The following is a 25,293-nucleotide window of genomic DNA, read 5'->3' on the forward strand; positions in this document are numbered from 1 at the left end:
GGAAGGTTCAAGTTTCTCGAATTGAGAGCCCCACGAGTAAGTTTGGGCCATCACTTGCATCCCTTCTTGCACGAAAGAATCCCCCATTGCCACGGAAAATCTTTGCGCTGCTTTTCGCAGCGATTCTGGTACTGACCGGCTGCAGCGTTCCATCCGGGCAGTCCGCCTCAACGGCTTCGATTTCTGAAACCTTCCAGGCCCCATCGGCCACCGATCAAGACCTCATCATTGATCTAGCCTCGACCACGACCAAGAAGGTCAACCCTGGTGCCAAGCTCAACGGACCCAAGGCCTTGAACATGCTCAAGGCTCTTCCGGTCAAAGGCAAAGCACCAGCCACGGGCTATAACCGAAACAAGAAATTCGGCAACGGCTGGAAAGATTTTGACCGCGACAAGTGCGACGAACGCCAGGACACACTGTCCCGGGACATGTCCAAGGTGAAGTTCAAGGATCGCAAAAAGTGCACCGTTGCTTCAGGCACCTTGCACGACAAATACACCGGCAAGAAGATCAACTGGAAGGTCAAGTCCGGCAGCGTCGACATCGATCACGTTGTCGCTCTGAAAAATTCCTGGATCTCAGGGGCACAGAAACTGTCACAGGCCCAGCGCCAGGCTCTGGCCAATGACCCACTGAATCTCATCGCTGCCGACGCTTCTGCCAACCGCCAGAAGGGAGATAAAAACGCTGCCGAATGGCTGCCCAGGAATAAGAGCTTCCGCTGCCAGTACGTCGCCACCCAGATCAGCGTCAAGAAAAAATACGCGCTGTCGGTAACCAAAGCCGAAAAGAACGCGATGACCAAGGTTCTCAATACCTGCCGCAACCAGAAGGGCGCGAAGGTTACGGCAATCAAGCCCGCCGGAAACCAGAAGAAGGCGGCGCCCAAGAAGTCGGCTTCGACCGTGAAGGGCACCGTTCATCCCGGTTCCTACTGCAAGAAGGCCGATAAAGGAAGGCACGGAAAGGCCAAGTCCGGCAAGGTCTACACCTGCAAATACGACGCCAATGGCAAACTCCGCTGGCGTGCCTAGAACATCATCATGGGATGGCGGAAGTCGCAGACTTCCGCCATCCCATTTCTGGCCCCGGGGCGGCACATCAGTAACAACCCCTTGTGGCTTTAGCGAACAGCGGCCAAAGACTTCCGCCGCTCCTTGGCTGCGAGCTTCGTGGCGATCAGCCCTTGGCGGGGACTGAAAAGATAGACGGCAGCGAAGATCAGCGCTTGAGCAAGGACGACCATGCCTCCCGTGGATGCGTCAAGGAAGTAGCTGGCATACACCCCGAGAATTCCAGCGCAAGCCGCGAGTGCCGGGGCGATGACCAGCATCTTTGAAAACTTGTCGGTCAGCAGGAAGGCAGTAGCTCCAGGGATGATCAGCATCGCCACCACGAGGATCACTCCCACGGCCTGCAATGCAACGACCGAGGTCATGGCCAGCAGCCCCAGGAGAATCGCACCGATCAACCGCGGGCTCATTCCCAGCGCGTGGGCGTGCGTCTGGTCAAAGGCATAGAGAGTGAAGTCCTTGCGCTTGAGGATCAAGATGGCGAAAGTCACGGCTCCAAGAATCAATACCTGCCACAAGTCTGCCGAGGAGACTCCCAGCAGGTTGCCAAAGATGATGTGGTTCAAGTCGATATGGCTGGGAGTAACCGAAATGAGTACCAGCCCGAAGGAAAACAACGTGGTGAAAACAATTCCAATGGCGGCGTCTTCCTTCAGCTTGGTGGTATCTCGCACTCCCCCAATCAGCGCCACGGCCAAAAACCCGAAGATGAGTGCGCCCAGGGCAAAAGGAGCCCCGACAATATAGGCCAATACGACGCCGGGCAGCACCGCATGGGAGACGGCATCTCCCATCAGCGACCAGCCGATGAGCACCAGCCAGCAGGAGAGCAGCGCGCAGAGCACCGAAGCAATAATCGTTACTGATAAGGCACGGATCATGAATGTGTAGCTCAGCGGCTCCGCCAGCAATTCAATGAGGTTCATGATGCATCTCGTTTCATCGGGTCCAGGCCGAAGGCCAAAGCCAAGTTTTCTGCACGCAGGACGACCTCGGGCCGCCCATGCATCAAGACCTTGCGCATCAACAGGACCGCCTCATCGGCCAGGTCTGGAAGGGCATGCAGGTCATGGGTGGAAATCAGCACGCTGCCACCCTCATCTGCCACCTCTCGCAGCAGCTTGGTGATGGTCGCTTCGCTGCGCTTGTCCACTCCGGCAAATGGTTCATCCAGCAGCATGATGCTTGCTCCTTGGGCGATGCAGCGAGCCACAAAAGCACGCTTCTTCTGCCCGCCCGAAAGCTGCCCGATTTGCCGGTTGGCAAAGTCCGTGAGCTCTACGCGTTCCAGGGCTTCATTCACTGCCGCATGATCTTTTTTCTTAGCACGTCGGGTCCATCCCATCTGGCCATAGCGGCCTGTCATCACGACATCGCGAACAGATATCGGGAAGTTCCAGTCAACTGCCTCGCTTTGCGGGACATAGGCAAGCTTTCCGCTTTTGCGTGCTTGCTGCGGATCGGTTCCACTGATTTTGACGCTTCCGGTATCGGGCTTGATCTGTCCCATGATGGTTTTGAATAGCGTTGATTTTCCGGAACCATTCATTCCCACCAGTCCGCAGACAGTTCCCTGCGCCAATTGCAGCGAGGCGTGATCTAGCGCCTGGACTTGGCCGTAATGCACGGTAGCATCGGTGACATTGATGGCCAGATCGGCGTTGCACTGGGTATTCATGATGCTTGGCCTTTCAATGCTCGGGCGATTTGCTGGGTGTCATGGGTAATCAGTTCCAGGTAGCTAGGCACTGGTCCACCAGGCTCGGAGAGTGAGTCCACATACAGCGTTCCGCCAAAACGCGCATCGGTGGACTCCACAACTCTTTGCATGGCGGCATCGGAGACGGTGGACTCGCAAAAGACCGCAGGGACATGGTTGTCTCGAACATAGTCAATCGCCGAGGCGACTTTGCGCGGCGTGGCTTGAGATTCCGAATTGACTGCCCAGAGGTATTTTTCTTTCAGTCCGGCATCTCTCGCCAGATAGCTGAAGGCGCCTTCGCAGGTCACCAGCACACGTTCCCGTTGCGGTATGCCCTGGAGTTCGGCAGCCAAGTCGTCTTGCACTTTCTGCAGTTTCGCCTGGTAGGACTTGGCATTCTCCCGATAGGCCGACGCGTTGGCTGGATCCAGCTCGCTAAAGGCCTGCGCAATGGTTTGAACGTATCGCTGTACGTTGACCGGGCTCATCCAGGCATGGGGATTCGGCTTCCCCGCTCCCTCGCCCTGGACGATGCCAATGGGTTCGATGCCTTCGCTGACCGTGATGTGCGGGGCGGAGTTCTCTTGGACAAACTGCGCAAACCACGCTTCAAGGTTCAGGCCGTTGTCCAGAATCAGATCTGCATGGGAGGCCCTGCGCAGATCATCCGGCGTCGGTTCGTAGCCATGGATTTCTGCTCCGAGTCGGGTGATTGATTCCACCCGCAGGTGCTCGCCAGCGACATTCTGGGCGATATCTTGCAAGACAGTGAAGGTCGTCAACACCACAGGACGCGAGTCGGCCGGCCCGGTTCCGATAGCATCCTGGCTTTTGGCCGGCGCGCATCCGGTGACAAAAAGGAGCAAGGGCGCAACAAGCATGGCCAGCCAGCTCGCTGCCCTGCGTCGACCGGTCATCTTTTTCACTCTTGCCCTCATATCCTGAGCTTCGCTCCATTGCCTCTGCCTCTTTGCAAGACAACAGGAGCGAAGATCTTCGCTCACTCATAGGATAATGTTTGAGGGGTCAAACAATCAATCTGTGTCGAAATTACCCCAGGGCAATTTCATAGATCAAACGGGCAGCGCTGCGTGCTGTACGAGAGTCGACATCGTAGCGGGGATTCAGCTCGACAACATCGGCAACCGCAAGTTTCCCGCTGGCGACAACCTGACGGCATGCCGCCAGGATTCGCTCGAAGGGAACTCCGAAACCTGCGGGGGCACTCACGCCAGGCGCCACGCTTGCTGGCAATACGTCCAAGTCAATAGTCAGGTACAGAACGTCGATGCGCTCAAGGAAAGCAGCGACAAATCGACTGATCTGCTCTGGCTCGCAGCGCTCGTCCAGCAAGTAGGGAACGCCGAGCTCGTCTGCCCTGGCGAAGAGCGCCGCGGTATTGCCGGGACGCGAGATTCCAAGCACTGCGTAGTGGAATTCAAGGCCTTGCTCCTGCATTTCTTGATGCAGATCCAGAAATGGCGTGCCGCTGGTTCGCTGCCCCTCATCCCGCAGGTCGAAGTGCGCATCCAGATTCAGGATGCCGATCCTCGTGGAATGATCATCTGCCAGGTGCTGCAATAATCCGAGGCCGGTGCCATAAGCGGTCTCATGTCCACCGCCTAGCACGATGGGCAACGCTCCGGTGCCCAGTGTTTGCGCCACCGCATTGGCCAAGCTCTCCTGCCCTGATTCCAGCTCGTCGCCTTCAACGACGACATCTCCGAGGTCCACCATTGCTCGCTGCTTATGGATGGCCATGGGGCTCAGCGCGGCGCGCAACGCTGCTGGTCCATCAGAAGCGCCAATGCGGCCCTGATTGCGTTGCACTCCGGCATCCGAGCGGAAACCAATCAGTGCCACAGCATCGTTCAGATTCTGGGAATTTTGCGCAGCAATCTGTTGATGCCAGCGCAGGTGCTGCACAGCAGAACCGTCTACCCGGCCCGACCACCGCTGCGCTTTTTGGTCTGTCTGAATCTCTATTGTCATGCCTTTTTCGCCCATAAGACCAGCACAGCAGATCAGACCAACGCGGTCTAGCAGAAACAAGTTGGTACTGTCCGGCATTCCGGACAGCACCAACTTGGTTGTCTAGTGTTCTTGAATGAAGACGAAAGCCGTCGTGGACCCTGGCTCAATTTCTGTACGGCCAGCGTCTTGAATCACCGGGCCGCTGGCTCGTTCAGAGAGGGCCTCAAAATCCTGGCGCGATAAGTGCCGAATTCCCACGGGCGCATGAACCTTGAGCCACTCCTCGATCCCCTGGCCATCAGATTCAGCCAGCCAGGCAAAAAGCGCGTGGGCGCACTGTGCTGCGGCCTTGCCGGTGGACATCTGCAGCGAATCATTAACCGCGATATTCACCGTGGAACTCAGTACCTCATCGCTCTTGGGAAGTTCGGTCCCAGAGACCTGCAATTTGGCGACGAGCTTGGGGAGATTTGCCGCGGGCAGCGGCGGCAAGCCGACGGCCTGGGCTTTGCCCACCTCGCTGACCATCTGGTCGGGGTACATTTCCAAGACCTTGGCGAACATCTTCGGATTGGCGCGGCGAACTGATTTGGCGAAAGCCTGGGACGCCCATTGCTGCCAGTCCGAGTTGTGGGGATCTTGCAGATAGGCGATGACCGCAGCGCGGGAAACTGCAGATAATCCTTCGTCTTCGGTTGAAGGATCCTCTTTATCGATGCGCAGGATAATGGGCTGGACTAGTTCTTCGGGATCGCGTTCGCGCAGTTCATCCATGAACTCATTCTAGATTGCGACGTGGGCTGAAGACTGCCAGATTGCCGGAGCTGCACTTCAATGCCAAGGTCAACGCCGGCGCACCTTGCGGACAATCACGATAACAACACTGGTAAGCATGGCGGTTGCGAGGCTGACAATCAGCGGAGTTTGCCAGTCGAGCTCGACTATTAATGCACTGAATTCCTTGCTGAAGGCGCTCGCTGCCGGGCCTATTTGGGCTTCGGACTGTATTGCTTTGGCCGAACTTTCCACCACGGCTGGCATCACCCATTGGAAAGCCAGGGCCACCACCCAAAAGACCAGGTTGATGGCGCGCAGGAATCCGACAAATCCAAGGATCAGCCCCAAGATCAACGGCCCGGCATACCAGAGGTATACGTAGTAGGACTGCGCTCCGGCAATGAGCGAGGCGACGATCTGCAGCCAGTAGCTCACGCTGACCGTCATAGTGGCATAAAAGAGCGCCGCCACAGGAAGACGCAACTTTGCGCTCAAAAAATACCAGGCCAGGCTCAGGACCAGCAAGGATCCGAAGACCCATAGTTGAGTTACCGAGGCTTGCGTAAGTTTCCCGCCGAAAGCCGAAGGATTCATGGCATATATTCCCTGTGCCCCTAATCCGAGCATCCCCAGGAATATTCCCACGGCGGTCACAACCGTGAACCCAGTTCTCCCGCGGCCCACGCGACGCACTAGCCAACTGCCCAATAGCGCGGACAAGCTGGAGACAACAATCAAGCCAAGTGCATCGTTGCCAGCGAGCGGCAAAATCGAGCGGTCTTCTTCCCCGATCCACAACCAGGGCATCACAACTATGACCACAGTTAATATGCCGCCGGCAATTTGCATCCACCAGTTTTGCCAGACGCGCCTCATTGAACTCACAGTGCTCCTTCGTGTTCCTACGCGCTCATTGTTCCAGAGCAGAGCCGGCGCCGCGCTAAAGGCACGGGGCATGTCCATGAAATCGATGTCCACTACATGAACGAACCAGAAATGGCCACGCAGACGCAAATGGCTCGCGAGCGTCCACTTAGGTGGGATGCTCACGAGCCATCAGAATTTTGTTTTCACCACGCTTTGGCATGGATGGCCAAAACATTTCAGCGATGCAGATTCGGGTGGCCTGCACTCGCGATAGGTCATTGCTGGATCAGGCGGTAGCCTTTCCAGCGTCATCTGTTTTCATTGAACACCAGAGACTTCATCCTGCGCAAACGGCAATGCATCTACTGGTCAATATGATCAATCAACCGAAAAATAGCCTCAAAATATCCAGCATTTTGCCATGAGGCCTGAATCACATTTTGAACCAGCATCGCAATTTTCGACGCCTTGACATTGACGTAGCGTCAACCTGTAGCTTGAGGAACATGAACAATTCAACGGTGGGTCCAGTACCCGCGGAATACTCGATTTCCTACCTTTCGCGGGTCGCTGGAATCAGTAGCCGCACCTTGCGCCACTACGACCACATCGGGTTGCTGGTACCGGACCATGTTGCCCAGAACGGCTACCGCTTCTACACCCAAAACCAGCTGGTGCGGTTGCAACGGATCCTGCTGCTCAGGGACATGGGCCTGAAGCTGGAGAGCATCACCGAAATTCTGGATGACCAACGCGACGAACGAGAAGCGCTGGCCGAACATGTCCAGCAACTACAAGCACAGCGCAGAATCATCGATCGCCAGATCACGACGCTGGAACGCACGATTTCAGCATTGGAAAACGGAGAAGAAATGAAACCCGAAACCAGCTTTGACGGCTTCAACGAACAATACAAGGAAGAAGTCACCCAGCGTTGGGGCGCCAAAGCCTACAACGACTCCAACCAGTGGTGGCGCAGCAAGAGTGCAGAGGAACAAGCCGGCTTCTTCCAGCAAGTCCGCGAATTGAACGAAGCGTGGATCCGCGCCGGAGAGCAGAACGTGCGTGCCGATAGCGATGATGCGCAAAGCTTGGCCGCGCGACATGTTCAGTGGCTTCGTTCGGTTCCAGGAACGCCACTGGATTCCGCTGATCTGGAACAGCGCCGCGCCTATGTCAGTTCATTATCGGAGATGTATGTCGCAGATGAGCGGTTTGCCGAGAATTACGGCGGCCATGCGGAACTAGTCCGCGACGCATTGAAGGCCTATGTCCAGAAAGCTGCGGACCTCTAGGATTGCGAGTCGTTGGCAATCTCTTCGCGTGTCTGGGCGTAGCGTTGCTGGATGTAGTTTTCCAGTTCAACGCGCTCCACGCGCCACATGCCCCGTCCACCAATTTGGATGGCTGGCAGTTCCCCGCTTTTGACCAGGGCGCGAACTTGAGGAAGCTTTACATTCAGCTCCTCTGCCACATCTTCCAAACGCAAAAACCTCATAGGAACAGGGTACTGTGCTTGGCCTTCGAATGAGGGCCAAGCACTACTTTGTGGACAAGCGGCATGGATTCGCGCCATAGCAGTTGGCGGAGCGGCTGCTTCTGGCTCGCCTGCAACAATATCGGTCAGTTAGCGCAACACATTTGGGGGGAACTGGTCATATTGACTAAAATCTGTAGGAGGTACTTACGCACGCGCACCACAACCTGTCACAGGAGACCAGCACATGAATTCGGATACGTATCAGCTCGATGAAACCGACCGGCGTATCCTCCTGGCACTCGATGCCGACCCCCGTGTGCCCATCATGATGCTCGCGCAGCAACTTGGCCTGGCCCGCGGCACCGTTCAAACCCGCTTGGAGCGCTTGGCCCACTCCGGAGCGTTGCGTCCGAACACCGCCCGCATCTTGCCTGCATCCATGGGTCGCGGTGTCAGCGCCTTTGTGAGTGCCGAACTGAACCAGGCTGCGCTCAATGATGCCATTGCCGCATTACGCCAGATTCCCGAAGTCCTCGAATGCGTTGCTCCAGCGGGCGATACTGACCTTTTGATTCGGGTCTCCGCTACGGACCCCGATGACCTGTACCGCGTCAGCGAGGAAATCCGCCTCTGCCCCGGCATTACCCGTACGTCCACCTCGATGATCTTGCGTGATGTTATTCCCTACCGCACGACCGAACTGTTGAAGAAACTGAGCAAAGACCAGCACTAACTCAAAGCCAGCAGTTACCTGCTGACCTCCTCCAGCCCGGCTCTCGGCAGGTGACCGCGGGAACGATAGACCAGTGCGATTGATGCCAGGCACAGCAACGCCAGGATAGCGATGAACAGCACCGGGTCGGCAATAAGGCGCCACGAGGCAAATAGCGTCGGGAACGTAAAGCCAACAAAACAGACCATGTAAAAGCGCCCGGTCAGTTTACCGACATCCGCCGAACCGGCCAGATCCAGCACCTGGCTCAGCCCTGCCACCAGCAGAATGCCATTGGCTGACCCCGAGACGATAAAAGCAACGACTCCCAGCAGCTCGGAGCCGGTCAACGAGACGGCAATCATCAGCAGCAGGGCGGCCAGCGCCGTCACCAAGCCAGCAATCAGCAATGAAATCTTGCGGACATCGTTGTACCGCCGAACGAACGGCTGGATGATGGTCCCCATCCCCATGGTCACGGCGACCGCAACGGTGGAGTAGAGCAGGCTGGATCCTCCAGCGCCGTCGCTTAATGCCGGGACTACCGCGAAACCGGTGGCGGCCATGCCAAATACCCACGGAGCGGAAGGCAAAACCACGCGGTTGAACCGGCGCCGGTTTTCCAGCGTTGTTTCACTGCCGGTAGCGGTGGCCTCCTGTAGTTGAATCTGGGGTTCCTCGGAGGCCGCAACAAGCAAAACCAGCCAGGCAATAGTGGTGAGCGCATGAACCAGATACGCAATCTCGGGGTGTGCGCTAAAACCGACGATGGCGCCGGAAACGATCGGCCCCACCGCGAATCCGAGGGATGTGCATAGTGCCGCACGGGTAGCGCCAGCTGGACCAGGGCTGAGCACTTTGACCCAGCTGGTGATGGCCACCATGGCCAGGCCCATTCCGAGCCCGCTGAAGACGCGGCCCGCATAAAGCCCGGCAACGTTCAACGCTCCAGCAGCCATAATCAAGGATCCGAAAATGGAACTGCTCAAAGCGATCAGTGAAAAGAGCTTGCGCCCGAAGCGATCCGCCAGCGGGCCGCCGAAGGCCAGCGCCGGAATCATGCCCACGAGATAGCTGCCCATGACCAGCATGGCCTCGACTTCGCTCAGGTCACGAAATTGCTGGTACCAGTTGATCAGGGAAACGTACTGGTTGGCGCACCACCCGGTCAGCACCAAGCAAACGCCCGGCAGCCACCACGGTGTGGCACCGGTGCGCAGGACTCGTCGTGAAATTTCTACTTCTCCATCTCGTGGAAGAGCCCGCGAACTCGCTCAGCGATCTCATCCCTGATGATATTCATGCGCTCGGCTCCGGTGATCCCGTCTTCGCTGGGCTCATAGGTGACCCAGCGTTCGACGGCGACCGACGGGTCCAGTTGCGGATGGGCATCGGTGCCGAGAATGACGACGCGGTCGACCATCTCAACCACTTTCGGATCAATGCCCTTGGGCTCGCCATGGGACATGTCTGCCCCGGTCTGTGCCAACGAGGCCACCGATTCCTGGTTGATCCCCGTGCCTGGATTGGTTCCGGCGGAATAGCTGGTGATCTTTCCAGCAGAAATGTAGTCCATCAATGCGGCAGCCATCTGCGATTTGCCGGCATTGCGTGAGCAAATGAAAAGTACCGAGTTAGCCATGAACCTATTGAACCACCCGCGATGGACTCGCGGGTGGTTCACTACTCATGAATCATCGGATCATTACTTGAGCAATTTATAGGTCTTGATGGTTTCACCCTTGAAGAAGGCTGGCTGGGTGATCCTCATGTAGATCATCACCACCACGCCCAGCAGGAGCACGCCGACACCCAGGATGAACACCATTCCCACTCCCCCGATATTCGAGCCGGATCCGTAGTCCGGATTCATGGATTCAAAGGCAGTGGCAAAGAACATCACCAGAAGGACCACTCCGCCAATCAGCGGCGCCAGGAACTTGAAGATGATATTCCTTGGACTGGCAAAAAGTTCCCCGCGGAAGTACCAGACGCAGGCCAAGGCAGTCAGCCCGTAGTAGAAGCAGATCATCAGGCCCAGCGCAGTGATGGTGTCCCACAGCGCGTTCTCGGAGATCAGGCGAGTTATCACGTAGAAGGCCGCTGCTGCCACGGCGGAGGCCACTGTGGCCACCGTTGGGGACATGAAGCGAGGAGAGATCTTCGCGAAGCTCGATGGCAGCGCTTTGTAGTAGCCCATGGCCAGTAGGGTGCGGGCCGGGGAGACCATGGTCGACTGCAGCGAGGCGGCCGAGGAAGACAGGATAGCCAAGGACATCAGCAGGGCCAGCGGACCCATGACCGGGCCGGAGAGCACCGCGAAGATGGATTCCTGGTTATCAGGGTTTCCGGCGCCAAGGCCGGTGGTTCCCACTCCTGCCCAGTAGAGCACACCGGTGGCCACCGCCAGGTACAGGGCGATGATGATCAGTACCGTCCATGTCGCGCCGCGGCCCGGGACCTTCTTTGGGTCGGTGGTCTCCTCGTTCATGGTCAAGGTGACATCCCAGCCCCAGAAAACGAAAATTGACAGCGAGATGCCCGCGGCGAAGGCCGAGAAGCTCTCGATGCCTGCCGGGTTGAACATCGCCAGGGTAATGGGGGTCTGGTCAAAGGGGTGGTTCGAGCTGAAGGCCATGATGGCGAACAGCAGCAGTACGCCTACTTGGAAGCCCACCAGCACGTACTGGAATACCTTGGTGGCGTTCATTCCGCGGTAGGAAATATAGGCCGCGATGGCGATGAACACCAAGGTGGTCGGGATGTTGATCCACAGGTTGGCGGTCAGCTCTGCGATCCAGTCCTGCCCGGTGAGCTGGGCGAGGAGGATGTAGAAGAAGTCCACCGCTACGGCAGCCAGGTTGGAGAGCACGATCACCGTCGCGGCGATCAGCCCCCAGCCGCCCATCCAGCCGATCATCGGCCCAAAGGCGCGGGTGGCCCAGGTGAAGGAGGTGCCGGAGTCCGGCATGGCATTGTTCAGTTCACGGTACCCCAGGGCCACAAGCAGCATCGGAATGAAGCCGGCGATCAAGATGGCAGGCAGGCCGGTGCCCACCTCGGCTACGGTGGCTCCCAGGCCCGCAGTCAACGTGTAAGCCGGCGCAATGCAGGAGATGCCGATGACAACAAGTCCCATGACACCAACGGTGCCTTTGGACAGACCCTTTTCATGCAGTCCCGAAACACTTTGTTCGGGAGGGTTATCCTGCCTCAATTCTTGTGACATTTGAAAACTACCTTTGCGGTGGCGCGGCTCTACGTTGAACCGCTTAAATCAGCGAGCGTTTATCGGTCTTTCTACCGTGTGGTATCCAGAGTGGGAATGACACCAATGGGCACATTCAGTTTGCCCAGGATGCGCTGTGCCTTGGGGCCGATGAACAGCCTGCGGTGCGCCGCCAGCCGAGCGGACCCCAGCAGTGCAAGGTCTCCGGGCTGCCATGGCAGCTGGGCTGCGGCATCGTCGATGCTGCTGCCGGAAACCACCTCGATCTGCGCATCGATGCCCAGATCAGCAGTGACTCCACCCAGATACTGACGGATATTCTGCGCATGCGCATCCAGCTGCTCCGCGGTTCCTGCGAGCTCCTTGTGGGCCACCAAGGTGGCCACGCGCAGTTTGGCGTTGCGGGCCTCTGCGATGCGTGCTGAGAGATCGATAACCGCGCGGGCGCCGGGGCGGTCGCCCACGAAGCAGGTCAGCCGGGTGACCTGTCCACTAGCGCTGCGCAGAGACTGAAGCGAGGCCGGCGACGACATGAACACCGGCAGCGGGGAGGAATGCAGCAACGCATTGGCGATGTGGCCGGGCATGAAGAAGCCGCCCACATGGCGTTTTCGTCCGCCCAGCACAATGCCGTGAGCGCCGAATTCCTGGCCGAGGTCAATCAGGCCCTCGGCTATGGATGGCACCGATCGGGCCACCACGGAGGCCTGGATCCCGGCAGGGACCAGCGCCAGCGCGCCGGCTGCCCAGGCGTCCACTTGGGCGGAGAGGATGGATTCATATCCATGGTCCCCTCCCGGGTAGATGGCGCTGAAGGGCGTGGCGGCCGGGAGCACAATTGCGATCTGCAAGGATGCTTCCACAGTTCCGGCCACCACTGCGCTGGCCAATTCAATGGCCTCGGCGCCGCGTTCGTCGGCGGTATAACCTACTAGCAGCTTCATGGTCTAGGCGTGAGCTTTTTCGGTCAGGCTTGCGACGCCATCGTAGGACTCGTCGTAGTTGGTCCCGTCCAGTTCGGCCAGGATGCGCGCGGCATTGCGGCGGCCCATGCGCACCGCGCCATCCACGTGCTGGAAGCCTTCTCCTGCCAAGTCCGAGGAGCTGAAGTAGATCGGGCCGACATTGTCGTTCTGGGTCGGGCCGAAACGGTGCAAGCCACCCAGGTCGTAGCTGGTGGCGTAAGCGCCGCGGGTCCACTCTTCGGAGCCGAAGTCGGAGAGGTAGAAGACCTTTGGATCCAAGGTCTTCTCGCCCAGAAACTCGGCCATGGCCTTCAGGACAACTTCCTTGCGCTCTTCGTCCGAGTCGAGCGACCAGACCTTGTCTGCCTCTACGTCGGAGATGAAGCCAACCAGGGTGCCGGTCTCTTCACCGTCGAAAGTGTTGTCGTAGAGTTCCTGGACCAGATGATTCGGGCCAAAGCAGGTGCCGGACAGGCCTTCTTCACGCCAGAATGGGGTGTCGTAGACTGCGTGCACCTTGATGACCAGTCCCATGGACTGGTGCTGATGGGTGACCTGCTGCCAACGGGGCAGCGGCGGGAAGTAGGAGATGCGGCTGTACAGGTTCGGCGGCACTGCCAGCACGGCCTTCTTGGCCTTCACAGTGACGTCTGCCCCATGGGCCACGACGCCTTCATCGCTCCACTCCAGCTTCAGCACCGGGTTCTCCAGGAACAGCGTGTCTTCTGGCAGCCGGGCCGCAACGGCTTTGGAAACACCCTGCATAGTGCTCTTCATGCGGCGGTCAAGGATGAAGTCTTCATCAACCAGGTTGTCGAAGGATCCTGCCGAGGAGGCCATCAGCACTGCTTGCAGCGCGGAGAAGGCGTGGGCCGGCTTGGTGAGCATGCCGCCGGCAATGAACAGCCCCACGTTATTGCAAGCCAGCTCGTCGTTCGAGTTCTGGCGCAGGAAGTGGTAGAAGGAAATGGTGTCCAGTTCGGCAGCGCGCGGGTGCTCCCATGGCTTGTCCGGGTCCATCTGCGCGGCCAGCTGGTTCATCAGCTCGATCAGCTTGTTCATTTCCGCCACGGTGGATTCAGCCACAGGGAAGTCCTCGCCCTCATAGACGATCGCTTCGCCCGCTTCGGTGCGGTAGACGCTCTTGCCCTGCTTGTAGCGTTCGAAGGTCTCAATGCCCAGCTCTTCGATCAGCGAATAGAGGCCCGTCTGGTCCGGGCTGATCCACTGGCCTCCGATTTCGATGGTAGCGCCATCCATCTGCTCGGTCCAGGTGCGGCCGCCCACGCGGTCGCGGGCTTCGAGTACGGCGACGGTCTTGCCCGCCTTGCTCAGTTCGTAGGCTGCGGTCAGCCCCGATGGGCCGGCACCAATGACTACTACGTCGCGTTCCAGATGTTCCATGAACAGCTCCCTCAAACAATAAAATGAATTCAGTTCATTTACTTGTCATATAGCATAGGGGAAGAACATCGACTTGTGAAGCAACCCACGTCAGGAAGTGAAACGCATGACCGAATCGGGCACCCGGCGCGCTGGCAGACCGCGCAAAGCGGTACTCACTCGCGAACGCATCACCGCGAACGCGCTAGAACTGGTTTCCGACAGCGGGTACGAGTCCCTGACCATGCAGCGTCTGGCCAAGTCACTGGGGGTCTCGCCGTCGGCCCTGTACAACCACGTGGACTCAAAACATGATTTGATGCAGTGGATCCAGGAATTGGTCATGACCGATATCGACACCACAATTTTTGATGCCGAACCGCTCAAGGAAGCCCTGGTGCATTGGGCGACGAGCTACCGCGATGTGTTCGCCCGCCACATCCCCTTGATCCCGATCATCGCGGTGCTTCCGGTCTCGGATTCCCCGCGCACCCTCGGCATGTACGAGCGGGTCGCCGAGGCGCTGAAAGACTACGGCCTGGCTGAAAACGAGATCATTCCGACCATCGTTGCCTTGGAATCATTCATCTTCGGCTCCGCAATGGACACCGCGGCACCGCACGATATTTTTGATACGACGAACCACACGGACCTCACCCCGCACTTCACCCAGGCTGTGGCGGCGCAACGAAAAACGCAGATCAATACCAGCGACGATTCTTTCCAGCGAGGACTATCGGCCATGATTGCCGGCCTGCTGGGCACCGGCAGCGCATCATGAGTGAAGAGGATCGCAAGCCACGGCGCATCGCATTGAATCCGCGGCAGTGGGCGGCCGTCGCCCTGGTGGTCGTTGCGCTGGTTTTCATCCTGCAGAATCTGACCTACGTGCGCGTGGAGTTCTTCCTCATCCACACAGCTGCGCCGCTCTGGCTGGTCCTGCTGGTGACCCTGGCGGCAGGCTACGCCATTGGCTGGTTCTCAAAACGACGGGACTAGTCGCCCAAGATGGCCCATTCCCCGACTTCTTCATTCTGCGAGTCGTAGACATCCTCTTGGGCGCCGGGTTCCAGCGGGTACATGGCCACGCGCTGCGACCAGTCGCTCAAGATGCGCTGGAGCTCCTCCATCGGCTTGAGCTGCATGTTCTCAGTATCAAAATTGACTTCCAAAACAAAACGCATGGCCCGCTCCTAGTTCTTCCGGTTGCCGCCATCCTATGCCCGAGCCCGAGGAAAAACGAGAGTTATTGATAGCGCGCCGTCGCGAAAGTTCTATGGGAGCAGAGAGAAAAATAGCGAGCACCCAAGGAGCCTTGGATTCTCGCTATCGGAAGGTGCAGCAGGCAGCTACTGGACGCCACCCATGTAGGCCAATGACTGGAGCGCTTCATTGCCGCCCACCTTGTACAGGGCCAAGACCAGGCCACCAAAGACGATCCCCATGACGGCGCTGAAGCCCAAGGAGATCTTGATCAGGGAGCGCACTTCACCGCGGCTGACTTCAGCTTCGTCGTTGAGGTACTTTGCAGCGCCCTGGCTGAAGCTCGCGGCAGGGGTCAGCACCCCAGCGGAGACAGCCAAGAGGTTCGAAGCAGAATCGGTCTGGCCATCGCGCAGGAAGGCAATGGTTTCCCGGTTCTTACGATCCTGGCGAAGCTTCACGATGTTGGCGCCATGGCGCGCCAAGAGAATATCTTCACCGAGTGGGATCGTTGCCATTGCTTTGCTCCTCATTAAAATCCATCACGTATTTCCAGCACTTACAATCATTTCTGAAACGTTTTATCGCCGGAACCCTTTTGTCGAGAACCACACACGCTTTTGTGATGCAATCCGCATGATTCTGGGGCAAAATCGACCTTTCAGGTGACGGGGAGCATAGCCAAAAGCAAAAAATCTCCTGCTCAAGCATTCGAATTTGGGCATAGCAAAACCCCGGGGCAAAAAAATTCGCCCCGGGGTCATTTCACTGCACTTGAAAACGCCTAGGCAGTTTTCAAATCGTTGTTCTTGTTCTTTTGCTGGCGCTTGGCCTCGCGGATCTGAATACTCAGATCCTGGTTCGACAGATCTTCCGGTGAAGCGACACCGTACTTGCGGGCCTTGACTACCAAGGCTTGGCGAATTTCTGCTTGGTGGTCTCGCTTGTAGCGGATCACCATCATGACGCTGACGATTGCCAAAACAATCAGGGTCACCACTGCGGTAAGAATCGTAGTTTCCAAATTCATCGTCTTCTCGACCTCCCCATCTGTATAGTCCCTGCTGCGCTCTGCCCTATTGGTTTTGCCGGAGAATACGATTCAACGGCCAAGGGTTCACAGCATTGCTAAGAGAAGAACATCAAGTTTAGCATATTTCTTCGAAGAATGCCCGCGGGTATCGCTGACTCCTACGATAAAAATCGGCTTCAAAGCCATCTGTCACTGAGCCTAGAATTCACCCTGGCCCTGGCCGTGCTCGAAGACCAGAGACGTTTGAGTTGTTGCGACTGCAGGATTCGCAGAGAGGTTATCAAGGACGAACTGCCGGACATCGGCGGAGTTGCGGACTGCCACATGCAAGACGAAATCATCAGCGCCACCGAGAAAAAACAGCTGCTGCACTCCCGGCTTGGTTTTCATCTCATTGGCGAAATTTGCCATGAGGTGGCGTGCGCCAGGCCGGATCTTGACGAAGATCAGCGCTTCGAGCTCGCGCCCCAGAACCTGTGGATCCACCTCGATGGTGAACCGGGAAATCACGCCGGAATCACGCAAGGCGTTCAGGCGTGCCAGACAGGTGGACGCGGCAATCCCCAGCTCTTCGGCCAGTGAATTATTGGTCCGTCGAGAATTCTTGCTGAGCAACGCCAACAGCCTGCGGTCGATCTCATCGAGTTGCACGGTGCGGTTCTCGCGCTTCGATAGATTCAACGACATGGCGCCGCACCTGCTCTCTGGTATCGAGGATCGCTGAAATCATCATACGACCGTTCAGCAATTGATTTCGGAATTCTCCGGCTCCGGGTTGCCCCTGGCCGCTTGCTTTCGAATTCTCATTCGTAGCACGGCAAGAACCACAGCACCCACGGCGAGCAGCCCTGCCACAACCCATGGCCAATCCAGTGCCAGCCAGGCGTAGAACACGGCCATGCCCACGGTGGTGTAGATCAAGGACCACAGCAGCGCTCCCAGCGCCACCGCCGGCAGGTACCGCCGCAGTGGCATTCGGCTGATGCCAGCAGAGGCATTGACCGCGCTTTGGATTCCGATGGTGAGGAAACTCAGCGGCACCGCAAACACGCCCCAACGGCCAATGAACTTCTGCGCCCTGCGGTAAACGGCGCCCTGCAGATGCCTCTGGAAGCGGGTCCGCTCGACACCCTTGGCGATCCCCCGGCCTACCCAGTAAGTGGCATTCCCCCGGGCCAAGGCGCCGAGGAAAAAGGCAATGAACGTCACGCCAAAAGGCGCGTCGTTGATCAGCCAGGAAACCGTCTGCGCCATGGTTATGGAACGCTCTTGATCTTGCGGACCAGCACCGCGCCAAGCAAGCTCACGACAACCGAGCACAGAAACAGCGTCGGGTACCCGCCCAGCCATGTCACAGCCAGCCATGCCACCAGCGGGGCGACCACCTGGGGCAGCGAATTAGCGATGTTGATCATGCCCAGATCCTTGCCTCGTGAATCTGCGGTAGGCAATACCTGCGTCAGCAGCGCAAAGTCCACGGCGAGATAGGCGCCGAATCCGATGCCCAAAAGCACGGCAGCGATGATGGCCATGGCGAATGTCGTGGACAAGGCCATGACTCCGGCGGCGCAGGCGACGATCACCGATGACATCATGACGTACTTCTTGCGCCGGCCATCGCGATCCGACAGCTTGCCAGAGATGACCGAGGAGAAAATCACGCAGAAGGCGTAGATCGCCGTCAGCACCAGCACGCCTTGGGCGGGATTGGGATGCCCGATGGCGTCTTGCAGGAAGTACAACAGGTACACCAAGCACAGCTGGCTGCCCAGATACAGGAGGAATCGGGTCAGCCAAGCCCACCCGAAGTCCTTGTGCTTGACCGGATCGATCCAGAAGCTCTGCAGGAACTGCAAGGCGCTCAGCGGCTCCAGCGTCCCCTTGGGCAGTGGCGTATCCTGGCGCATCAGCACAAACGGCACGGCGCAGATGGCTACAGCCAAGGCAACCAGCGCATATCCGAAGACCAGGTTGCCCGCGGCAACCATGCCGATCACCGCGCCAATCAGTGAACCGCAGGTCTGGCCGAGCGCCACCAGCCCGCCGACCACGCCGCGCTGTTCCACCGGGACCCGGTCCGGGATCGCGGCGAAGATGGCTGCTACCGCCGCATTTCCGGCCGCCTGCATCAGTGCCCAGCCCAGCACCAGCAGGCCCACGGTGTGCGCGGTCGACATCAGCAACAGGGCCAGCGCACCGCAGATGGTTCCGCAGAAAACCCACGGGATGCGGCGCCCGAACTTCGAGGTGCTGCGATCGCTGAGCGCGCCAAAGAGCGGATTCGCCACCAGGGAGACTGCCGCGCCGACACCGGTCACCAAGGAAAGGATGGCACCCTTCTGGCTGGCATCAAGCTGCTCAGCGTGCAGGCCGAGCAGCACCTGGATCGGCGCAAAAAAGCCGACGTTGATGCCGATGTGAACGGTGACCACCGCGGCAATCCATCCGCGGCTGACCCGCCGGGTGGGCACCTGCAAGGCCAGTGGCATCTTCGCGGGTTCGGCTGTGCTCATCGTTCGCTCCGCCCTAATTCACGGGGACCCACGCTCGGGTCTTCCAATTGTTCAATGCTCGGTGTGATGCCTCGTGCGATCAGGCGCTTGACGGCCTTGGCCATGAGCCCGCCGTCGACCATGCTGGCGGCAACCAGCGTGCCGCCATGGTCCAGGCCAAACACCGTCTGGATCTTGCCTCGGCGATTGCGCCGAATGATCGTGGTGGCTGCCTGGCTGAACTCCCCCACCGTTTCCACATGCATTTCGTGGCGGTCGGTCCAGAACCATGGCACCGAGCGCTGCACCGGTGCAGCCTTCATGATGGTGGCGGCGGCTTGGGCGGCATCTTCCATGGCCGCTTCCCAGTGCACCGCCCGGCGAGCGCCCTGCACGCGCGCCGCGTCGCCGATGGCCAGCACCTGCCGATGGCTGGGCGAACGCTGTTCGCCGTCCACCACGATGCCATCATCTATGCCCAGCCCGAGGGCGGCGGCCAACGAGGTTTCAGGCTGCACGCCGATGGCGCTGACGATCAGCTCGGCGTCCAGGCGTTCGCCATCAACCACTGCGTGGTCTGCTTCGATGCTGGCCACGGCGCCGGTGATCGTCCTGATGCCGCGCTGGGCATGGTCCGCATGCAGCTGCTGGGCCAGGTCTTGGCCCAGGACCGAGGCCAGCGGCGCCTCGGTATTCGACACGAGGGTGACCTGCGCCCCGAGCATCTTGGCGGTGGAGGCGAATTCCGCCCCGATCAGTCCCGCTCCGATCACCAGGACTTGCAGGCCGAACATCGAGGAGTCCAGCACCTGCGCCAGCGCGGCGGCATCGGCCGCGGTGTGCAGGGTGCGGGCGTGCTGGGCGCCTGGGACCTGCAGCAGTACCGGGGTGGTGCCGGTGGCAAGGACTACCCAGTCATCTTCCGAGTCGGGAAGCGGCAGATCCTCTACCATTTCCGGCAAGAGGCTAATGCCGTGCTCGGCGTACCAGACAGCTGGGGCGAAGGGCTCGGCCTGCAGCGTTTTGCTCAGTGGCGGCCGGTCATAGGGCAAGCCCTGGGGGTCGCTGATGGTGACGGTTCCGGCGTAGTTGTGCCGCACCAGTTCCCTGGCCAGCGTATAGCCCGCGACTCCGCCGCCGATGATATGCACTGAAGACATTTAGATGTCGAGCTCCAGGACACCGTCAACCACGTTTACGGTGTAGGTGCGCGCATCCACGGTGGCCGGCATGCACTGGACCCGCCCTGTTTTCAGGTCGAAGGTCGAGGAGTGGATGGGGCACTCCACCGAGCAGCCTTCAATCCAGCCGTCGGACAGCGAGGCGACCTCGTGGGTGCATTCGTCTTGCAGCGCATAGAAGTTGCCGTCTTCGGCATGGAAGATCGCAATGTCCTCGGCAGCTCCGCTATCGCTGGCGCTGACCAGCAGGGACTCTCCCTCGGGCACTAGATCCGTGGAACCGACTCGGTAGCTCAAGATAACTCCTTAACGCTTGACATCATCGTTCCTATCTTGTCATTGATCCACGCCCAGCGCATTGCCAGCTAGCTGGCGGAGACCAGCTGCCACAGCGGATGATCGCTGGTCAACGAGGCGAGGACCTGTGCCCCGTCCAGGCCGTTGCCAGCTGCGGGAACCAGTTCCAGGTCCGGGTCCAGCGCCTGCAGCCGGCGGGAAAACTCGCCACGCAGCAGGCCGTTGCGGAACACTCCGCCAATTGCGGCCACGCGGAACGGGCCATGGCCAGATGAGCCCACCCGTTGTGCTGCCGTCACTGCGCTGAAGGCCAGCTCATGGGCGGCGTCCTGGCTGATCTGCGCGGCCAGGGGGTCGTTTCCCGCGCAATCGGCGACCGCCTGGGCCAAAGATGCCACCTCGGAGACCGCATCGGGCGAGGACTGCAACTGGATATAGGCTTCGTCCAGGTCCGGCCATTTTTCCTGCACTGCGCGGCTCAAAAGGGTCTTGGCTCCCCTGCCGTCATGGGAGCGCATCACGGCGTCCAGAGCTCGGCGGCCAATCCAATACCCGCTGCCCGCGTCCCCCATAATATGGCCCCAGCCATCGACCCGGGCCACCGAGTCGGCTCCCACGCCCAGGGTGACGACGCCGGTTCCGGCCGCGGTAACCACTCCGGGCCCGCTGCCAAGCGCACCGAGATAGGAGGTGAGCGAATCATGGGCGAGGATCACCCGCTGCACCCCGTCGACGCCCAGGGCATCGTGCAGCGCCCTGGCGTCATGCTGGGCGCGGGTGAGCCCCGAGAGCCCGACGGCGATGATCTGCGGGATGGTTCCGGTCTCCTCCATGGCGCGGTGCAGGGCGCCAGCGACCTGGGCGATCAGCGGCTCATCGGTGCGCACCCCCGGGCTGCTGAGCTCGCGGCCGGTGCCGGCGCGATCCACTGCGCGGATCTTGATGCTTGTTTGGCCGCCGTCCAGCGCCATGATCGGCAATTGCATGCTCTCGCTCCGCATCGTTGTGGGCTCAGCCGGCGTGCCAACGGGATCGGGACCAGCTGCGGGATCCCAGAATATCGTTTCCCGCCGCTAGAACAGCAGCAGCCGGGCTATCAGCAGCACCGAGCCGACGATCGAGAAACCCAGTGCCAGCATCCGCTGCCGGGCGGCGTCGATGGAGCGGTTGAGCCACCCGGAGAGCAGGAAGCCGAGAATCACCGCGGGGCACATTGCGGCCAAGGTGATCAGCACCTCGGCGCGCACCTGGCCGGCGATGGCCAGCATGAGCACCGAAATGACGGAGCCAGCCAGGAAAAACGCGCTCAGCGTGCCGCGCACCCGGGCCGGTTCCTGGCCTTGGAGGACGATGGCCATCGGCGCGCCCCCGGCAGCTGTCGCGGTGCCCATGATCCCGGACAGCGCGCCGGCAGCCAGCAGCGACCGCCGATGCGCCACGGGCTTCCACCCGATGAACGATGCGGCAACAGCCGCGAGCACGCTCAGCGCCACGGCCCAGGTCAACATGTCCAGCGGCAGCATGACCACCAGCCAGGTCCCCATCAGGCTGCCCGGAATCCTTCCGGCCATGGCCCAGCCGGCGCCCCGGATATCGATGGCGGTCCTCTCCCGCACCACCGAGAGCAATCCGATCACCGCGCCAAGGCAGATGACAAAGGCCGGAAGCAGCGTGGGCTGCAGCATCCCCACCACCGGGGCCGCGACCAGGCCTGCGCCAAATCCAATGGATCCCTGCAGTCCGGCCGCGGCAAAGAGCGTCACCGCCAAGATCGCATACTCGGCGGGGGCCACGCTACGCTCCGGCCGGAACGAGGCCAGCTTCCCGGGCGCTGGTGACCGGGAAATGGCATTGCGCGCTGTGCACGCCGGGTTCCGGGGCCCTGCCGGGCATGCCCAGGCTGATCGATCCGCTCTCGTCGCGCACCTGGTCGCCGGGCCGCTGCGCCGAGCAGATCGGTTGCGCCTTCCAGCAGCGGGTGCGGAAGCGGCATCCCGAGGGCGGGTCCAGCGGCGAGGGGAGCTCGCCGGCCAGCACGATCCGCTCGGCAGGCCGCTGCGCGGGATCCAGTTTTGGCGAGGCGGACATGAGCGAGGCCGTGTAGGGGTGCATCGGCGAGTCGAAGACCTGCTCGGTGCTGCCGGTCTCGATGATGCGCCCCAGGTACATCACCGCAACGCGGTCGGTGACGTGGCGGACTACCGACAGGTCATGGGAGATGAAGATGTAGGACACCCCCAGGCGCTGCTGCAATTCGTTGAGCAGGTTCAGCACCTGCGCCTGCACCGAAAGGTCCAGCGCGGATACCGGCTCGTCGAGGATGATCAGATCGGGATTCAGTGCCAGGGCGCGGGCAATGCCGATGCGCTGGCGCTGGCCGCCGGAGAACTCCTGCGGGGACTTGGACGCATCGGTGCGGCGCAGGCCGACCAGGTCCATCAGTTCCCCCAGCCGCGCATTGCGCGCTGCCGATCCGGGGTAGAGGTCCTTGTGCGTGGCAAAGGGCTCGGTGATGATCTGCCCGGCGGTCATCCGCGCATTCAGCGACGCGAAAGGGTCCTGGAAGACCATTTGCACCCGCCGGCGCCAGCGCAGCAGCTCGCGGCCCTTGAGCCCGAAGGGGTCCTGCCCGTCGAAGGAGATCGTGCCCGAATCGGGGGTCTCGAGCATCATCAAGGTGCGGGCCAGGGTGGACTTGCCGCAGCCCGACTCGCCCACCAGGCCCAGGGTCTGTCCGCGCCCGACCTCCAAATTGATGCCGTCCAGGGCCTTGAGCGCGCGCCCGCCGGCCACCTGGTAGGTCTTGGAGAGGTCCTTGACTTCCAGGACGGTGTCGATCGCTGGCGCAGCAGGATTAATGTTGTTCATGGTGGCTCAGGCTCCTTCGGGCATGGACGACGCAGGGTTCTGCGCCGAGGCAGCCAAGTCGTTCAGGGGGAAGTGGCAGGCGGCCTGCTGGCCCTGCCCGGTAGCCCGCAAGGCGGGGCGCTCGTCGCGGCAGATCTGGGCGGCCAGCGGGCAGCGTTCCTGGTAGACGCAGCCGGCGGGAATCTTGGACAGTTCCGGGGGCGAGCCGGGGATCGAGGACAAGCCGCTGCCGCGATGGGCATCGGTGGGCACCGAATCGAGCAGGCCCCTGGTGTAGGGGTGGGTCGGGCTGGCGAAGACCTGGGCTACCGTGCCCTGTTCGACCACGGTGCCGGCATACATTACGCAGAGGTCATCAGCCTGTTCCGCCACCACCGCCAAGTCGTGGGTGATCAGCACCACCGCCATCTGCGCTTCCTTGCGCAAGGTGGCCAGCAGGTCCATGATCTGCGCCTGGACGGTCACGTCCAGGGCGGTGGTCGGCTCATCGGCGATCAGCAGCCGCGGCGAGAGCGCAACGGCCATGGCGATCAGGATGCGCTGGCGCATGCCGCCGGAGAATTGGTGAGGGTAGGAGTTCACGCGGGTCTCGGGTTCCGGAATGCCCACCCGGCGCATCAGCTCGATGGCTTCGGCCTTGGCCTGCTTCTTGTTCAGGCCGCGGTGGATGCGGAACGCCTCGCCCAGCTGGGTGCCGATGGGGTAGACCGGGTTCAGCGCGGTCAGCGCGTCCTGGAACACCATGCCAAGGACCGGGCCGGCGACGGCGCGGCGCTGCTTCTCGCTCATCTGGTTCAGGTCCCGGCCTTCGAGGATCGCCTGCCCGCCGGCCACATGGGCCACCGAGTCCAGCAGCCCGGCCACGGCCTTGGCGGTCATGGACTTGCCGCAGCCCGACTCGCCCAGCAGGGCCAGGGTGCGTCCGGCCCGTGCGGTGAAGCCGACCTGGGAGACCACGCGCACCACGCCCTTGGGGGTGCGGATGTCCACGTCCAGGCCCGATACTTCCAGCACTGCTTGCGCGGTGGTGTTCTTCTCAATCGTTGACTGGCTCATGATCCCTGCCTCGCGTCCTTGATGCTGCTCTTCTTCATCGATTTCACTGCCTGCTTGTCCACCGTCAGGCGCCAGCGCTGGGCCGGATCGGTGGCAATGCGCATCCATGCGGCCAGCACGTTCGCTGCCACCGCGGTCAGCACGATCGCCAGGCCCGGCAGGATCGACAGCCACCATGCGGTCTGCAGGTACTGGCGGCCCTGGGCGACCATCAGGCCCCAGGACACATCCGGCGGCTGGATCCCGATGCCCAGGAAGGAGAGCGAGGATTCGGCCAGCATCACGAAGCAGAATTCCAGCGTGGCCAGGGTCAGCAGGGTCGGAATGACCACCGGCACCACATGCCGGGCAATGATCGAGGCCGGCCTGGTGCCAAAGGTGCGGGCCGCGTCCACGAAGGTGCGCGACTGCAGCTCGGCCGACTCGGCCCGGGCGGTGCGCATGTAGATCGGGATGCGGGTAATGGCCAGGATCAGCACGATATTCGCTGCCGACGGGGAGAAGACGAAGAGCACCACAACGGCCAGCAGCAAGGAGGGGAAGGACATGATGATGTCGGCGATGCGCATCGAAATCGACTCGCGCCGCCCCCGGTGGTAGCCGGCCCACACGCCCCACAGCGAGCCGATGACCATGGCTGCCAGCACTGCCGGCACCGCCACCAGCAGCGTGGTGCGGGTGGCGACCACGATGCGGGCCAGCATCGAGCGGCCCAGCGCATCCGAGCCCAGGATGTACTCCCAGCCGTTGGCCGGGTCGAACGGGGCCCGGTTCATGAACATCAGGTCCTGCTTCACGGCAATGGAGCCCATCAGCATCGGGCCGAAAATGGCCACGAGGACAACAAAGGACAGGAAGAGTGCCGCGACGGTGGCGAACTTGTCGCGCAGCAGCATCTTGAACATGGACGGCTTGCCCGCCCGCAGCGCGCGCCGCGCCTCTGCCTTGGACGGCAGTGCGCTGCCGCTGGCAGCAGTGGTGGTGGTGGTTTCACTCAT

The 25,293-nt window shown here is 60.6% G+C and carries 30 protein-coding genes; 5 read left to right on the forward strand and 25 right to left on the reverse strand.

The genetic code is table 11. From position 1 onward, the window contains the following. Positions 1 to 86 precede the first annotated feature (86 nt). On the forward strand, positions 87 to 1,037 hold the full coding sequence (locus AOZ07_RS14190; RefSeq protein ID WP_060702568.1) for an HNH endonuclease family protein: 951 nt from the start codon (positions 87 to 89) through the stop codon (positions 1,035 to 1,037). Positions 1,038 to 1,126: 89 nt separating this feature from the next. Here AOZ07_RS14190 and AOZ07_RS14195 read toward each other — a convergent pair whose 3' ends face one another. From AOZ07_RS14195 to AOZ07_RS14220, 6 genes are all read right to left on the reverse strand, one after another. Beyond that, positions 1,127 to 2,002: a metal ABC transporter permease gene (locus tag AOZ07_RS14195; protein ID WP_060702569.1), complete on the reverse strand. Its 876-nt coding sequence runs from the start codon at positions 2,000 to 2,002 to the stop codon at positions 1,127 to 1,129. Beyond that, the gene (locus AOZ07_RS14200; protein WP_060702570.1) at positions 1,999 to 2,754 is read right to left on the reverse strand and encodes a metal ABC transporter ATP-binding protein; all 756 of its coding nucleotides are present in this window, start codon (positions 2,752 to 2,754) and stop codon (positions 1,999 to 2,001) included. Before AOZ07_RS14200 ends, AOZ07_RS14195 begins: the two co-directional genes overlap by 4 nt. Further along, a complete protein-coding gene (locus AOZ07_RS14205) occupies positions 2,751 to 3,695 on the reverse strand; it encodes a metal ABC transporter substrate-binding protein (protein WP_060702571.1) in 945 nt (314 codons plus the stop codon). The genes AOZ07_RS14200 and AOZ07_RS14205 overlap by 4 nt, the downstream gene beginning before the upstream one ends. Positions 3,696 to 3,828: 133 nt before the next feature. Then, a complete protein-coding gene (gene hutG / locus AOZ07_RS14210) occupies positions 3,829 to 4,770 on the reverse strand; it encodes a formimidoylglutamase (protein WP_060703489.1) in 942 nt (313 codons plus the stop codon). A 102-nt stretch (positions 4,771 to 4,872) separates the two neighbouring features. Then, positions 4,873 to 5,526 carry a peptidyl-tRNA hydrolase gene (locus AOZ07_RS14215; protein ID WP_060702572.1) on the reverse strand — a complete coding sequence of 218 codons (654 nt, stop codon included), beginning with the start codon at positions 5,524 to 5,526 and terminating at the stop codon, positions 4,873 to 4,875. 69 nt (positions 5,527 to 5,595) lie between these two features. Then, complete coding sequence (locus tag AOZ07_RS14220) at positions 5,596 to 6,414, reverse strand: hypothetical protein (RefSeq protein ID WP_194943684.1); 819 nt, start codon at positions 6,412 to 6,414, stop codon at positions 5,596 to 5,598. Positions 6,415 to 6,902: 488 nt separating this feature from the next. On the opposite strand from AOZ07_RS14220, the gene AOZ07_RS14225 reads away from it, so the two are divergent. Beyond that, positions 6,903 to 7,691, forward strand: coding sequence for a MerR family transcriptional regulator (locus AOZ07_RS14225; protein ID WP_060702574.1), 789 nt, complete (start codon positions 6,903 to 6,905; stop codon positions 7,689 to 7,691). Here AOZ07_RS14225 and AOZ07_RS14230 read toward each other — a convergent pair. After that, positions 7,688 to 7,894, reverse strand: a complete 207-nt coding sequence (locus AOZ07_RS14230; protein ID WP_060702575.1) for a helix-turn-helix domain-containing protein — start codon at positions 7,892 to 7,894, stop codon at positions 7,688 to 7,690. The two genes, AOZ07_RS14225 and AOZ07_RS14230, sit on opposite strands and share 4 nt — an antisense overlap. Positions 7,895 to 8,120: 226 nt before the next feature. On the opposite strand from AOZ07_RS14230, the gene AOZ07_RS14235 reads away from it, so the two are divergent. Beyond that, complete coding sequence (locus tag AOZ07_RS14235) at positions 8,121 to 8,609, forward strand: Lrp/AsnC family transcriptional regulator (RefSeq protein WP_060702576.1); 489 nt, start codon at positions 8,121 to 8,123, stop codon at positions 8,607 to 8,609. A 14-nt stretch (positions 8,610 to 8,623) separates the two neighbouring features. On the opposite strand, the gene AOZ07_RS14240 is transcribed toward AOZ07_RS14235, so the two are convergent. The 5 genes from AOZ07_RS14240 to AOZ07_RS14260 all read right to left on the reverse strand — a co-directional run bounded on the left by AOZ07_RS14240 (position 8,624) and on the right by AOZ07_RS14260 (position 14,186). Beyond that, positions 8,624 to 9,763, reverse strand: coding sequence for an MFS transporter (locus tag AOZ07_RS14240; protein ID WP_236995336.1), 1,140 nt, complete (start codon positions 9,761 to 9,763; stop codon positions 8,624 to 8,626). Positions 9,764 to 9,825: 62 nt separating this feature from the next. Beyond that, the gene (locus AOZ07_RS14245; protein WP_060702578.1) at positions 9,826 to 10,230 is read right to left on the reverse strand and encodes an arsenate-mycothiol transferase ArsC; all 405 of its coding nucleotides are present in this window, start codon (positions 10,228 to 10,230) and stop codon (positions 9,826 to 9,828) included. A 63-nt stretch (positions 10,231 to 10,293) separates the two neighbouring features. Beyond that, on the reverse strand, positions 10,294 to 11,817 hold the full coding sequence (locus AOZ07_RS14250; RefSeq protein WP_060702579.1) for an APC family permease: 1,524 nt from the start codon (positions 11,815 to 11,817) through the stop codon (positions 10,294 to 10,296). 71 nt (positions 11,818 to 11,888) lie between these two features. Continuing rightward, complete coding sequence (locus AOZ07_RS14255) at positions 11,889 to 12,761, reverse strand: universal stress protein (protein ID WP_060702580.1); 873 nt, start codon at positions 12,759 to 12,761, stop codon at positions 11,889 to 11,891. A 3-nt stretch (positions 12,762 to 12,764) separates the two neighbouring features. Continuing rightward, entirely contained in the window at positions 12,765 to 14,186 is a 1,422-nt protein-coding gene (locus tag AOZ07_RS14260) for a flavin monoamine oxidase family protein (RefSeq protein WP_060702581.1), read from the reverse strand. Positions 14,187 to 14,292: 106 nt separating this feature from the next. On the opposite strand from AOZ07_RS14260, the gene AOZ07_RS14265 reads away from it, so the two are divergent. Beyond that, positions 14,293 to 14,946 (forward strand): TetR/AcrR family transcriptional regulator, encoded by a 654-nt coding sequence (locus tag AOZ07_RS14265; protein ID WP_060702582.1) that lies wholly within the window; start codon positions 14,293 to 14,295, stop codon positions 14,944 to 14,946. Next, entirely contained in the window at positions 14,943 to 15,164 is a 222-nt protein-coding gene (locus tag AOZ07_RS14270; protein WP_060702583.1) for a LapA family protein, read from the forward strand. Before AOZ07_RS14265 ends, AOZ07_RS14270 begins: the two co-directional genes overlap by 4 nt. On the opposite strand, the gene AOZ07_RS14275 is transcribed toward AOZ07_RS14270, so the two are convergent. The 13 genes from AOZ07_RS14275 to AOZ07_RS14335 all read right to left on the reverse strand — a co-directional run bounded on the left by AOZ07_RS14275 (position 15,161) and on the right by AOZ07_RS14335 (position 25,293). After that, a complete protein-coding gene (locus AOZ07_RS14275) occupies positions 15,161 to 15,349 on the reverse strand; it encodes a hypothetical protein (protein WP_060702584.1) in 189 nt (62 codons plus the stop codon). The two genes, AOZ07_RS14270 and AOZ07_RS14275, sit on opposite strands and share 4 nt — an antisense overlap. A 165-nt stretch (positions 15,350 to 15,514) precedes the next feature. Continuing rightward, the gene (locus AOZ07_RS14280) at positions 15,515 to 15,886 is read right to left on the reverse strand and encodes a hypothetical protein (protein WP_060702585.1); all 372 of its coding nucleotides are present in this window, start codon (positions 15,884 to 15,886) and stop codon (positions 15,515 to 15,517) included. Between the two features lie 266 nt (positions 15,887 to 16,152). Next, positions 16,153 to 16,398: a hypothetical protein gene (locus tag AOZ07_RS14285; protein WP_060702586.1), complete on the reverse strand. Its 246-nt coding sequence runs from the start codon at positions 16,396 to 16,398 to the stop codon at positions 16,153 to 16,155. Positions 16,399 to 16,599: 201 nt separating this feature from the next. Continuing rightward, entirely contained in the window at positions 16,600 to 17,088 is a 489-nt protein-coding gene (locus AOZ07_RS14290; protein ID WP_060702587.1) for an Lrp/AsnC family transcriptional regulator, read from the reverse strand. 54 nt (positions 17,089 to 17,142) lie between these two features. Beyond that, positions 17,143 to 17,655, reverse strand: coding sequence for a DedA family protein (locus tag AOZ07_RS14295; protein WP_060702588.1), 513 nt, complete (start codon positions 17,653 to 17,655; stop codon positions 17,143 to 17,145). 2 nt (positions 17,656 to 17,657) lie between these two features. Continuing rightward, positions 17,658 to 18,914, reverse strand: a complete 1,257-nt coding sequence (locus AOZ07_RS14300) for an MFS transporter (RefSeq protein ID WP_060702589.1) — start codon at positions 18,912 to 18,914, stop codon at positions 17,658 to 17,660. Then, positions 18,911 to 20,053 (reverse strand): NAD(P)/FAD-dependent oxidoreductase, encoded by a 1,143-nt coding sequence (locus tag AOZ07_RS14305; RefSeq protein ID WP_060702590.1) that lies wholly within the window; start codon positions 20,051 to 20,053, stop codon positions 18,911 to 18,913. The genes AOZ07_RS14300 and AOZ07_RS14305 overlap by 4 nt, the downstream gene beginning before the upstream one ends. Beyond that, positions 20,054 to 20,371 (reverse strand): non-heme iron oxygenase ferredoxin subunit, encoded by a 318-nt coding sequence (locus AOZ07_RS14310; protein WP_060702591.1) that lies wholly within the window; start codon positions 20,369 to 20,371, stop codon positions 20,054 to 20,056. 68 nt (positions 20,372 to 20,439) lie between these two features. Next, positions 20,440 to 21,357, reverse strand: coding sequence for an N-acetylglucosamine kinase (locus AOZ07_RS14315; RefSeq protein ID WP_060702592.1), 918 nt, complete (start codon positions 21,355 to 21,357; stop codon positions 20,440 to 20,442). An 87-nt stretch (positions 21,358 to 21,444) separates the two neighbouring features. Next, positions 21,445 to 22,164 carry a sulfite exporter TauE/SafE family protein gene (locus tag AOZ07_RS14320; protein ID WP_060702593.1) on the reverse strand — a complete coding sequence of 240 codons (720 nt, stop codon included), beginning with the start codon at positions 22,162 to 22,164 and terminating at the stop codon, positions 21,445 to 21,447. A 1-nt stretch (position 22,165) separates the two neighbouring features. Further along, a complete protein-coding gene (locus AOZ07_RS14325) occupies positions 22,166 to 23,239 on the reverse strand; it encodes an ABC transporter ATP-binding protein (protein ID WP_060702594.1) in 1,074 nt (357 codons plus the stop codon). A 6-nt stretch (positions 23,240 to 23,245) separates the two neighbouring features. Then, positions 23,246 to 24,295 (reverse strand): ABC transporter ATP-binding protein, encoded by a 1,050-nt coding sequence (locus AOZ07_RS14330; protein WP_060702595.1) that lies wholly within the window; start codon positions 24,293 to 24,295, stop codon positions 23,246 to 23,248. Continuing rightward, positions 24,292 to 25,293 carry an ABC transporter permease gene (locus AOZ07_RS14335; RefSeq protein ID WP_084793278.1) on the reverse strand — a complete coding sequence of 334 codons (1,002 nt, stop codon included), beginning with the start codon at positions 25,291 to 25,293 and terminating at the stop codon, positions 24,292 to 24,294. Before AOZ07_RS14335 ends, AOZ07_RS14330 begins: the two co-directional genes overlap by 4 nt.

Origin of the sequence: Glutamicibacter halophytocola, from assembly GCF_001302565.1 — a bacterium.
In the GTDB taxonomy this organism is placed as follows: domain Bacteria; phylum Actinomycetota; class Actinomycetes; order Actinomycetales; family Micrococcaceae; genus Glutamicibacter; species Glutamicibacter halophytocola.

What these genes read in the sequence shown, in the direction of transcription:
- AOZ07_RS14295 (WP_060702588.1), bottom strand. Translation starts at nt 17,655, where the DNA reads ATGGCGCAGACGGTTTCCTGGCTGATCAACGACGCGCCTTTTGGCGTG.
- AOZ07_RS14250 (WP_060702579.1), bottom strand. Translation starts at nt 11,817, where the DNA reads ATGTCACAAGAATTGAGGCAGGATAACCCTCCCGAACAAAGTGTTTCG.
- AOZ07_RS14305 (WP_060702590.1), bottom strand. Translation starts at nt 20,053, where the DNA reads ATGTCTTCAGTGCATATCATCGGCGGCGGAGTCGCGGGCTATACGCTG.
- AOZ07_RS14280 (WP_060702585.1), bottom strand. Translation starts at nt 15,886, where the DNA reads ATGGCAACGATCCCACTCGGTGAAGATATTCTCTTGGCGCGCCATGGC.
- AOZ07_RS14300 (WP_060702589.1), bottom strand. Translation starts at nt 18,914, where the DNA reads ATGAGCACAGCCGAACCCGCGAAGATGCCACTGGCCTTGCAGGTGCCC.
- AOZ07_RS14275 (WP_060702584.1), bottom strand. Translation starts at nt 15,349, where the DNA reads ATGCGTTTTGTTTTGGAAGTCAATTTTGATACTGAGAACATGCAGCTC.
- AOZ07_RS14260 (WP_060702581.1), bottom strand. Translation starts at nt 14,186, where the DNA reads ATGGAACATCTGGAACGCGACGTAGTAGTCATTGGTGCCGGCCCATCG.
- AOZ07_RS14255 (WP_060702580.1), bottom strand. Translation starts at nt 12,761, where the DNA reads ATGAAGCTGCTAGTAGGTTATACCGCCGACGAACGCGGCGCCGAGGCC.
- AOZ07_RS14200 (WP_060702570.1), bottom strand. Translation starts at nt 2,754, where the DNA reads ATGAATACCCAGTGCAACGCCGATCTGGCCATCAATGTCACCGATGCT.
- AOZ07_RS14285 (WP_060702586.1), bottom strand. Translation starts at nt 16,398, where the DNA reads ATGAATTTGGAAACTACGATTCTTACCGCAGTGGTGACCCTGATTGTT.
- hutG (WP_060703489.1), bottom strand. Translation starts at nt 4,770, where the DNA reads ATGACAATAGAGATTCAGACAGACCAAAAAGCGCAGCGGTGGTCGGGC.
- AOZ07_RS14245 (WP_060702578.1), bottom strand. Translation starts at nt 10,230, where the DNA reads ATGGCTAACTCGGTACTTTTCATTTGCTCACGCAATGCCGGCAAATCG.
- AOZ07_RS14195 (WP_060702569.1), bottom strand. Translation starts at nt 2,002, where the DNA reads ATGAACCTCATTGAATTGCTGGCGGAGCCGCTGAGCTACACATTCATG.
- AOZ07_RS14270 (WP_060702583.1), top strand. Translation starts at nt 14,943, where the DNA reads ATGAGTGAAGAGGATCGCAAGCCACGGCGCATCGCATTGAATCCGCGG.
- AOZ07_RS14205 (WP_060702571.1), bottom strand. Translation starts at nt 3,695, where the DNA reads ATGACCGGTCGACGCAGGGCAGCGAGCTGGCTGGCCATGCTTGTTGCG.
- AOZ07_RS14215 (WP_060702572.1), bottom strand. Translation starts at nt 5,526, where the DNA reads ATGGATGAACTGCGCGAACGCGATCCCGAAGAACTAGTCCAGCCCATT.
- AOZ07_RS14230 (WP_060702575.1), bottom strand. Translation starts at nt 7,894, where the DNA reads ATGAGGTTTTTGCGTTTGGAAGATGTGGCAGAGGAGCTGAATGTAAAG.
- AOZ07_RS14315 (WP_060702592.1), bottom strand. Translation starts at nt 21,357, where the DNA reads ATGCAATTGCCGATCATGGCGCTGGACGGCGGCCAAACAAGCATCAAG.
- AOZ07_RS14330 (WP_060702595.1), bottom strand. Translation starts at nt 24,295, where the DNA reads ATGAGCCAGTCAACGATTGAGAAGAACACCACCGCGCAAGCAGTGCTG.
- AOZ07_RS14265 (WP_060702582.1), top strand. Translation starts at nt 14,293, where the DNA reads ATGACCGAATCGGGCACCCGGCGCGCTGGCAGACCGCGCAAAGCGGTA.
- AOZ07_RS14325 (WP_060702594.1), bottom strand. Translation starts at nt 23,239, where the DNA reads ATGAACAACATTAATCCTGCTGCGCCAGCGATCGACACCGTCCTGGAA.
- AOZ07_RS14225 (WP_060702574.1), top strand. Translation starts at nt 6,903, where the DNA reads ATGAACAATTCAACGGTGGGTCCAGTACCCGCGGAATACTCGATTTCC.
- AOZ07_RS14290 (WP_060702587.1), bottom strand. Translation starts at nt 17,088, where the DNA reads ATGTCGTTGAATCTATCGAAGCGCGAGAACCGCACCGTGCAACTCGAT.
- AOZ07_RS14235 (WP_060702576.1), top strand. Translation starts at nt 8,121, where the DNA reads ATGAATTCGGATACGTATCAGCTCGATGAAACCGACCGGCGTATCCTC.
- AOZ07_RS14335 (WP_084793278.1), bottom strand. Translation starts at nt 25,293, where the DNA reads ATGAGTGAAACCACCACCACCACTGCTGCCAGCGGCAGCGCACTGCCG.